Annotated in this window: 10 protein-coding genes; 4 read left to right on the top strand and 6 right to left on the bottom strand. The window is 55.2% G+C overall.

Annotated features, from left to right (window positions below):
• Positions 1–188 precede the first annotated feature (188 nt).
• Positions 189–539, top strand: coding sequence for a hypothetical protein (locus tag ACIQ0R_RS09150; protein ID WP_395826401.1), 351 nt, complete (start codon positions 189–191; stop codon positions 537–539).
• 503 nt (positions 540–1,042) lie between these two features.
• Here the strand turns inward: ACIQ0R_RS09150 and ACIQ0R_RS09145 are convergent.
• Complete coding sequence (locus ACIQ0R_RS09145) at positions 1,043–1,342, bottom strand: DUF3761 domain-containing protein (protein WP_395826399.1); 300 nt, start codon at positions 1,340–1,342, stop codon at positions 1,043–1,045.
• Between ACIQ0R_RS09145 and ACIQ0R_RS09140 the strand changes: the two genes are divergently transcribed.
• Positions 1,257–1,466, top strand: coding sequence for a hypothetical protein (locus ACIQ0R_RS09140; RefSeq protein WP_395826403.1), 210 nt, complete (start codon positions 1,257–1,259; stop codon positions 1,464–1,466). The genes ACIQ0R_RS09145 and ACIQ0R_RS09140 overlap by 86 nt on opposite strands.
• 69 nt (positions 1,467–1,535) lie before the next feature.
• Here ACIQ0R_RS09140 and mnmE read toward each other — a convergent pair whose 3' ends face one another.
• The 5 genes from mnmE to rpmH all read right to left on the bottom strand — a co-directional run bounded on the left by mnmE (position 1,536) and on the right by rpmH (position 5,762).
• A complete protein-coding gene (mnmE, locus tag ACIQ0R_RS09135) occupies positions 1,536–2,933 on the bottom strand; it encodes a tRNA uridine-5-carboxymethylaminomethyl(34) synthesis GTPase MnmE (RefSeq protein WP_395826397.1) in 1,398 nt (465 codons plus the stop codon).
• A 116-nt stretch (positions 2,934–3,049) separates the two neighbouring features.
• Positions 3,050–4,693 carry a membrane protein insertase YidC gene (yidC, locus tag ACIQ0R_RS09130; protein ID WP_395826395.1) on the bottom strand — a complete coding sequence of 548 codons (1,644 nt, stop codon included), beginning with the start codon at positions 4,691–4,693 and terminating at the stop codon, positions 3,050–3,052.
• 19 nt (positions 4,694–4,712) lie between these two features.
• A complete protein-coding gene (yidD, locus tag ACIQ0R_RS09125; protein ID WP_395826393.1) occupies positions 4,713–5,027 on the bottom strand; it encodes a membrane protein insertion efficiency factor YidD in 315 nt (104 codons plus the stop codon).
• A 164-nt stretch (positions 5,028–5,191) separates the two neighbouring features.
• Complete coding sequence (gene rnpA, locus ACIQ0R_RS09120; RefSeq protein WP_395826391.1) at positions 5,192–5,596, bottom strand: ribonuclease P protein component; 405 nt, start codon at positions 5,594–5,596, stop codon at positions 5,192–5,194.
• Positions 5,597–5,627: 31 nt separating this feature from the next.
• A complete protein-coding gene (rpmH, locus tag ACIQ0R_RS09115) occupies positions 5,628–5,762 on the bottom strand; it encodes a 50S ribosomal protein L34 (protein WP_061535510.1) in 135 nt (44 codons plus the stop codon).
• A gap of 435 nt (positions 5,763–6,197) precedes the next feature.
• On the opposite strand from rpmH, the gene dnaA reads away from it, so the two are divergent.
• Positions 6,198–7,628, top strand: coding sequence for a chromosomal replication initiator protein DnaA (gene dnaA, locus ACIQ0R_RS09110; RefSeq protein ID WP_395826388.1), 1,431 nt, complete (start codon positions 6,198–6,200; stop codon positions 7,626–7,628).
• A gap of 293 nt (positions 7,629–7,921) precedes the next feature.
• Positions 7,922–8,587: DNA polymerase III subunit beta (gene dnaN, locus ACIQ0R_RS09105; protein ID WP_395826386.1), on the top strand; the 666-nt coding region annotated here is incomplete at its 3' end.

Genomic DNA, 8,587 nt, shown 5'->3' with positions numbered 1-8,587 from the left:
GTCCGCCAGCTTGACCAACTCAGGATCGGGCTTGGCCCGTTTGGTGCGTTTTACGTAGGTCATTTTTTCCTCTATGGTGGCAGTGTGCTGCCAAATGACCGTTTACACAAAACTAATTACACCCTCTTTCGATGCTGAATGCACTCTCATTTAGTGCCGCGGCGCAATCGGTTCCAGACGATCACACCATGCAAATCACTGCCCCCTCATTCAAAATCGAGCTACCGGCCCACTATCGCCACATGCGCCAGGAAGATTTCAGCGACTTTATCCGTTCCTACGATCTGTCAAACGGCATGACGCTTGACCTATTCCAACGCGGCGGACAAATGTATGCCGCAGTAAGCGGTCAGGACAGACATGAAATTGTGGCGGTGGCGCCAAATACGTTCGTCGCCCTCGACCGTCAATTGAAAATGACCATCAACCTTCCCGAAAACGCCGACGCAAACGGTGAACTGATCATGGTTGTCCCTGCGCATTCGATGGCAGGCGGCGGTGTGGCGAGCGAGCAATTAATGCGCGTTGCATTGCGCTAACTGGCATCGCGCTGACTGCGGGTTCAATACAACGTCAGCGCGGGTGAATAACCGCGAGGCCGATTCAACCCATCAAAATCTGCAAAAAAGCCCGCCTGCCTGACGGCAGGGGGCTCTGAAGTCCAAAACCGGGGAAGAGTTGGATGCTACTTCACCGATATGGATGCGCCCGACTATTTTTCAATACCCGTTGAGATTATTTTCAGGTCAGAACCAGCCACAAGCAGCGGCAGATTTTTCACTATTGCGATACAGAAGCCAGATAGCGCTCTGAGCGCCTTGATTGTCGTGGATTGCGCTATTTCGTCCAGATGTGGGGTGCTTACCTTGCCTACCTGCGTACTTAACCAGCAAAATGGCCGTGGGCAGCGCCCCGATCTACATCGAGCAACATCCCCGGCCATCGCAGGCCGCGCAGGTGCAGGCCGCGCAGATGCCGCGCGTATCGGTTCAGAGCGCAGGCGAGATGGTGTGGGACGGGCGGCTGCCACTGAACAGCTTGGTCATTGCAGCCATTCCGCGACCCCGCCGTGCCGAGAGCATGTACCGCTACGGTGCTTGCTAAAGCTATAGCTGCCGTCCCGGCACTGGGCACTCGCGGTGGCCGGCGCCTTGCCCGTTTTACTCTGCGACGGTGAATGCACTACCTGCCCGCTTTTGTTTGAATAATGCCCGTGCGATGTCAGATCCGCCTCATTCGGCTCGACTTGCGTATAGGTGCCAGACGGCGGTTTTTTGGCAGTGGCGTGTGTAACCAGGCATGCTGCGCCAGCAAACAGTAGCGTTGCGATGAAGTTTTTCATTATTTTTATTTTTATTTTTATTTTTATTTTTATTTTTATTTTTATTTTTATTTTTATTTTTATCCCTATCGACCAGTGGCGCCAGGGACCTCAGTTAAAAGTTATTTCCACTCCTACAGCCTAAGAACAACGCACCCTTGGTCGCTGCAGCGCCATGGTTTCCGCATGCTGCCGGATAACCGTGGATGACTAATTATTTTCCGATACAAAAACAAGAAAAAATCACTCCCAGCAAATCATCCGGCGTAAACGCTCCGGTGATGCTGCTGAGTCTGTCCTGCGCCAGCCGCAACTCTTCAGCAAACAGATCCAGCGACTGATCGTTGACGCGGTTATCCAGCGCGGCGTGCTGCCCGGCTATTTCCAGATGCTCGCGCGCCGCTTTGAGGGCAATCAGGTGGCGTTCGCGTGCCAGATAGCGAGATTCGCCGGTTTGCTGCCAGCCCGCGATGCGCAACAACTCGGCACGCAGCAGATCAATCCCCAGATGGTCGGTGGCCGACAGATAGATGTGGGTAGCGTCGTTCATGACGTCGACCGTCGGTCTGTGGCCGGACTGATCGATCTTGTTCCAGATCCGAATCACCGGCGCGTTGCTCGGAAAACGCGCGATGATTTTTTCGTCGGCCAGCGCCGGGCCGTGGTTCGCATCGAGCATGTGCAAGATGACGTCGGCCTTGGCCACCGCAGCCCATGTGCGTTCGATACCGATCCTTTCAACTTCGTCGCTGGCGTCTTCGGCATCGCGAATACCGGCGGTGTCGATGATATTGAGCGGGATGCCTTCCAGTTGGATGGTCTCGGTCACCTTATCGCGGGTGGTGCCGGCAATCGGCGTGACGATGGCAACATCGGCGCCGGCCAGCACATTGAGCAGCGACGATTTGCCAACGTTCGGCTTACCGGCCAGCACGATATTGAGGCCATCGCGCAGCAATGCTCCCTGAGCGGCTTGGCTGAAGACATGATCAAGCGTGCTGCGGATGCTGGCGAGTTGCCCGCGGGCGTCGGATTTTTCAAGAAAATCGATTTCTTCTTCCGGAAAATCAAGGGTCGCTTCGACCAGCATGCGCAAGTTGGTCACTTGCTCGACCAACGCATGAATCACCTTGGAAAACGCGCCGGAAAGCGATTCGGAAGCCGACTTGGCTGCCGCCTCGGTAGACGCCTCGATCAGGTCGGCAACCGCCTCGGCCTGCGCCAGATCAAGCTTATCGTTGATGAAAGCGCGTTGCGTAAACTCGCCCGGCTCTGCCATGCGCAGGCCGATCTCTTGTCCCGCAGCCAGACAGCGGCTCAGCAGCATTTGCAGCACCACCGGCCCGCCGTGCCCCTGCAGCTCCAGCACGTCCTCGCCGGTGTAAGAATGCGGCGCCTTGAAATAGATAGCCAGGCCCTGATCGATGACACTGCCGTCGGCATTCTTGAACGGCAGATAGGTGGCGTGCCGCGGCGTCAGCCTGGCTTCAGCGATGCCGCATACTGCTTCAATCAGAGCGCCAAGGTGTTTGCCGGAAATACGCACTACGCCGATGCCGCCACGTCCGGGAGCGGTGGCGATGGCGGCAATTGGAGAGGAATCGAAAGACATGGAAATATTCTACGAGTGTTGTTGAAGAATGGGAACAGCGTTCAGCCCACACCAACAAAAAAGCCCGTGAATTCTTGATTCACGGGCTTTTTTACGACAGTGTGCAGGCGCCGCTATCAGGCCCTGGCTTCACCCATCTTGCGGGTAATTACCCATTGCTGGCCAATCGACAGGATGTTGTTGGTAACCCAGTACAACACCAGACCGGACGGGAAGAAGAAGAACATGACCGAGAAAATCAGCGGCATGAACAACATCACCTTGGCTTGCATCGGGTCCGGCGGCGTCGGGTTCAACTTGGTCTGGATAAACATCGAAATCGCCATCACGATCGGCAGAATGTAGAACGGGTCCGGTGCCGCCAGATCGTGGATCCAGCCGAGCCACGGTGCGTTACGGAACTCAACGCTGGCCAGCAACACCGAATACAGGGACAGGAATACCGGAATCTGGATCAGGATCGGCAGACAGCCACCGAGCGGGTTGATCTTTTCCGTTTTGTACAACTCCATCATCGCCTGATTCATCTTTTGCGGCTCGGATTTGTAACGCTCGCGAATCGAAGTCATCTTCGGCGTCACCAGTTTCATCTTGGCCATGCTGCGATAGCTTGCCGCCGACAGCGGGAAGAATGCCAGCTTGATCAGAATCGTCAGACAGATAATGGTCCAGCCCCAGTTGCCCAGTGCTTTGTGGATTTGTGTCATCAACCAGAAAATCGGCTCAGCGATGATTTTCTGCCAGCCGTAATCCTTGACCAGAGCCAGGCCTGGCGACAGTTTTTCCAGCACGGCGGTTTCTTCCGGACCGGAGAACAGACGCGCATCCATCGTAGTGCTGGCACCCGGCGCAATCGTGCCCAGCGGCAGAATATTGCCGACCGCATACAGATTGGTCACCAGCTTCTTCGTGAAAATTTCGCGCGGCGCCTTGTCTTGCGGAATGAACGCCGAGACAAAGTAATGCTGCATCAGCGCAAACCAGCCGTTGTCAGCCCCGAACGCGTGCTCAGCATTGCCCTTTTCAATGTTCTCGAAAGTAAATTTCTGGAACTTGTCGGCTTCGGTATAGACCGACGCACCGGTAAAGGTATGCACGAAACGTTGTTCGCCAGCATGCGCATTGCCGTCACGCACCAGTTGCAGGTAAAGCGAAGGCGAGATTGGCGCATCGGTATCGTTGGTCACGGTGTGCTTGATGTCGATCGTGTAATCGCCGCGCGTGAAGGTGAAGGTCTTGGTCAGCTTGACGCCGCCTTCGGTCGATTCCAGCACCAATTGCACCTGATTGCCGTTGTCCAGCGTACGTGCACCAGGCAATGCCGTGAATGGCGATTTATGGTTAGGGAACGGACCGCCGATCAGACCGGTTTCAGCTAGATAGGTGCGGCTTGGGCTGGCGTCGAACAACACCAGATTCTTGGTCGGATCAACCGTATCTTTTTGCGACAGCAGTTCCAGGCGTTTCAGTTCGCCACCGATAGTATCGATATCGGCTTTAACGACATCGGTAGTGATGGTGATGATTTCGCCTTTAGCGGCAACAGCCGGCACCGCAGCGGCGCCGACGGCGGCCGGCGCAGAAGCCTGCGGCACATCGGTGCCAGTGCCAGCGCTGGCAGGGCCTGTAGCAACCGGGGCTGTCTGGTTGGTGCCAGGGAAGAATAGCGACGGTTGGCCGTTATGGCGCTGCCATTGATCCCAAAGGAACAACAGCGAGACCGAAAATACAACCCACAGGACGGTACGTTTGATATCCATAAGAGTATTTATCTATGATTCAGGAATGGCTGCAACCGCATGATCGGGAGGCCGATGCGGAAGTGGTTGCAGAGGGGGATGTGGATGGCGACTGCGGTGACTGCGATGACCGCGTTGACTGCTGCGGCGGCACCGGATCAACTCCACCGGGATGCCAGGGATGACATTTGCACAGGCGACGACCAGCCAGCATGCTGCCCTTGAGGGCGCCATGCGTGCGGATTGCTTCGGCTGCATAATCGGAACAGCTTGGATAAAAACGGCAATTCTGTCCCAGAAACGGGCTGATGCCCAGTTTGTAGAGTCGCAACAGGAACAGTAGAGGCATTTTCATGACAGCTTTTTCCCTTTTTCATCCGGCCCAGGCACCGGCGCCGGCTGGTTTCGTCTCGTCCCGGCAATGATCACCTGTCATCGCCGACCAGCATTGCCGCAGTAATTCGTACATAACGCATACGCAGCATGCCGCAAGCCCGCAGCCGGACGATGCCAGCCAAATCACGCGCCGGGCGACAAACGTTGCGACGAGAACAATTGCGTCAACTCGCTGCGCAGCTGCTGCTTTAAGCGTGCGGTGGTAGCCGGGCCCGCCTTGGTGTTTACCGGTTTCGATAAACGCACAATACAATCGATGGGCGGCAATGGCGTCAGGCGAAACAACTCGCGCGTAACCCGTTTTACCGTGTTACGCGCGACAGCACGCGGCGCCAGCCGTTTTGCCGCCACCACGCCCAGACGGGCATGCGGCAACGTATTACGGCGGGTGTACAAGACGAAGTGCGCAGTTCTGTAGACAGGGCGCAAACGAAAAACGGATGAGAATTCATCCGTTTTAACGATGCGCCGTTCACGTGAAAAGTCGCGGACGCAGTTCTGCGAACGGCCGTCTGTGTTTTCTGTCACGCAAGCAACGCTGTTTGCGTCCGGCTTGAGATTAAGCTGCCAGACGCTTGCGGCCTTTGGCACGACGTGCATTGAGCACAGCGCGGCCACCGCGGGTTGCCATACGGGCGCGGAAACCGTGAGTACGCTTACGGCGCACGACGGAAGGTTGGTAAGTACGTTTCATGTTGGTCTCGCTAATCAGCAAAAATAAATCGGATCATCACGCTCAGCGCGCTGGGTTTCCAGCCTTTCGCGACCTGATATGACCTGGCTGCCACGCCATCCAAACAACGGACCCGGGACAACGACAGATATCAATCAACGCGCAAACTGGCAATTCAGCGGACAGTTAACCTTGAATTAGAACGCATTTTCTGCTTGTTTGTCAATTACTTAGCAGCCCTTTACACCAAGTCGTTTGACTTTGTCCACACGCAATAAATGCCCGCGCCTGTGGATAACTTTCGCCAGCAAGGGTAGAATAGCGACTTATGTGTGGCACGCCCGCCAGTTATGTACTGCGCAGTAGCGAATATTCACTACTGAAACCGCGCGCAATAAAAAGATCAAGTCAGGGCGTAAAGAACCTCATCCCGCACACTTTCACTTAGAACGATTCATGGAAAATTTCTGGCAGAGCTGCTCCATCCAATTGGAGCAGGAGTTGACGCCTCAACAATTTAGCGCGTGGATAAAACCATTGGTGCCACTCGATTATGAGGATGAGCGCCTGCGCATAGCGGCGCCGAATCGCTTCAAACTGGATTGGGTAAAAACGCAGTTTGCCAGCCGCATCACCGCACTCGCGCATCAATATTGGGAAGCGCCGATCGAGGTGGTGTTCGTGCTCGACCCGCGTAAATCCACGCCAGCCGCATCGGCCTCTCACATGCCGGTCGCTGCCGTCAATCATGGCGAGCAATCCGGCGCGCAATCGTCGGCTGCCAACGGCGGCAATTATGGCAATAGCAACTTCGATCGCCCGCCGGAAGTGCAGACCGAGAACAGCGCCGTCAGCGCCCGGCGCGATCAGTCGCGCATCAATACCGCACTCAGTTTCGACAGTTTCGTCACCGGCAAGGCCAATCAATTGGCGCGCGCGGCAGCGATCCAGGTGGCCAATAATCCCGGCGTTTCGTACAACCCGTTGTTCTTGTATGGCGGCGTCGGCCTCGGTAAAACCCACTTGATCCACGCCATCGGCAACCAGCTGCTGGCCGATAATCCAAACTCGAAGATTCGCTACATCCACGCAGAACAGTACGTTCGCGACGTAGTGACCGCTTACCAACGCAAGGGCTTCGACGATTTTAAGCGCTACTACCATTCGCTCGATCTGTTGCTGATTGACGACATTCAGTTCTTCGGCGGCAAGAGCCGGACGCAAGAAGAATTCTTCTATGCGTTCGAAGCATTGATTGCGGCGAAGAAACAAATCATCATCACCAGCGATACCTATCCGAAAGAAATCACCGGCATGGATGACCGCCTGATTTCACGTTTCGATTCCGGCCTGACGGTTGCTATCGAACCGCCGGAACTGGAAATGCGGGTAGCGATTTTGCTTAAAAAAGCCGCATCCGAGGGGGTTACCTTTTCCGACGATGTGGCATTTTTTGTTGCAAAACACTTACGCTCCAACGTCCGCGAGCTGGAAGGCGCGTTACGGAAAATCCTCGCTTACTCGCGCTTCCACGGCAAAGATATCAGCATCGATGTTGTCAAGGACGCACTGAAAGATTTGCTGTCAGTACAGAATCGCCAGATCTCGGTGGAGAACATCCAAAAAACCGTGGCGGACTTTTTCAACATTAAAGTTGCCGATATGTACTCGAAAAAGCGCCCGGCAAATATTGCCCGGCCGCGTCAGATCGCCATGTACCTGGCCAAGGAACTGACCCAGAAAAGTTTACCGGAAATCGGTGAATTGTTCGGCGGCCGGGATCACACCACGGTACTGCATGCGGTCCGCAAGATCGCTGCTGATCGCACCAAAAACCCGGAATGCAACCACGAGTTACATGTGCTGGAACAAACCCTGAAGGGTTGATTCCCAAGGCCGGGAATTTGCTTGCAAGCCTGTGGATAAGTTTTTTTGTGACAATTTTTAAGGCAACCGTTAAGTGTGGTTTTTTTGTCGCCTTTGTGAAATCCGGGCAAACCCGGGCGGCGACAAAAAAAGCCGGAAACAAGCGCAGATTTAGGCTACGTTGTGAGTCGTAACGGTGCGATTTCAGTTACATTTATAGGCTGCGGCAAAGTACTAGGCGCGTAGTAAGAACTAATAGGTAATGCATTCAAGCAAGCCGCAATATTTGTATTTTAAATAACAAGGATATAGCTATGCAATTGGCCAAAACCGGCCGAGATACTCTTCTCCGGCCACTGCAGATCGTGAGCGGTATTGTCGAGCGTCGGCACACACTGCCGATTCTGGCCAATATCCTCATTCGCAAAGAAGGCGAAAAGGTCTCGTTCCTGTCTACCGACATCGAAGTGCAAATCACCACCAACGCCAAGGTCGGCAGCGGCGGCGAAGCGGCCGCTACGACTGTTGCGGCACGTAAGCTGCTGGATATTCTGCGTGCCTTGCCGGATACCGGCGAAGTCTCGCTCACCCTCAGCAACAAGCGCATGACCGTGCAATCCGGGAAATCCCGTTTTGCGCTGCAAACGCTGGCAGCCGAAGAGTTTCCGACAGTCGCCCAGGCGGATCACTACAACGCCACCGTAACGCTGCCGCAAAAGACCTTGAAGCACCTGTTCAACATGGTCCACTTCTCGATGGCGCAGCAGGATATCCGCTATTACCTCAACGGCCTGCTGCTGGTCCTCGACGGCAAGAACGTGATTGCAGTCGCCACCGACGGCCACCGTCTGGCGTTTTGCCAGGTCGCCACCGAGCAGGAATTCGCGCGCCAGGAAGTCATCATCCCGCGCAAGACCATCATCGAATTGCAGCGTCTGCTGGAAGAGACCGACGAGCCGGTGCAACTGGGAATCGCCAAC

It is taken from the genome of Collimonas sp. (assembly GCF_044339385.1).
In the GTDB taxonomy this organism is placed as follows: Bacteria; Pseudomonadota; Gammaproteobacteria; order Burkholderiales; family Burkholderiaceae_D; genus Collimonas.
The sequence above is the reverse complement of the archived record's forward strand: the minus strand, read 5'-3'. Positions and strand labels throughout refer to the sequence as shown.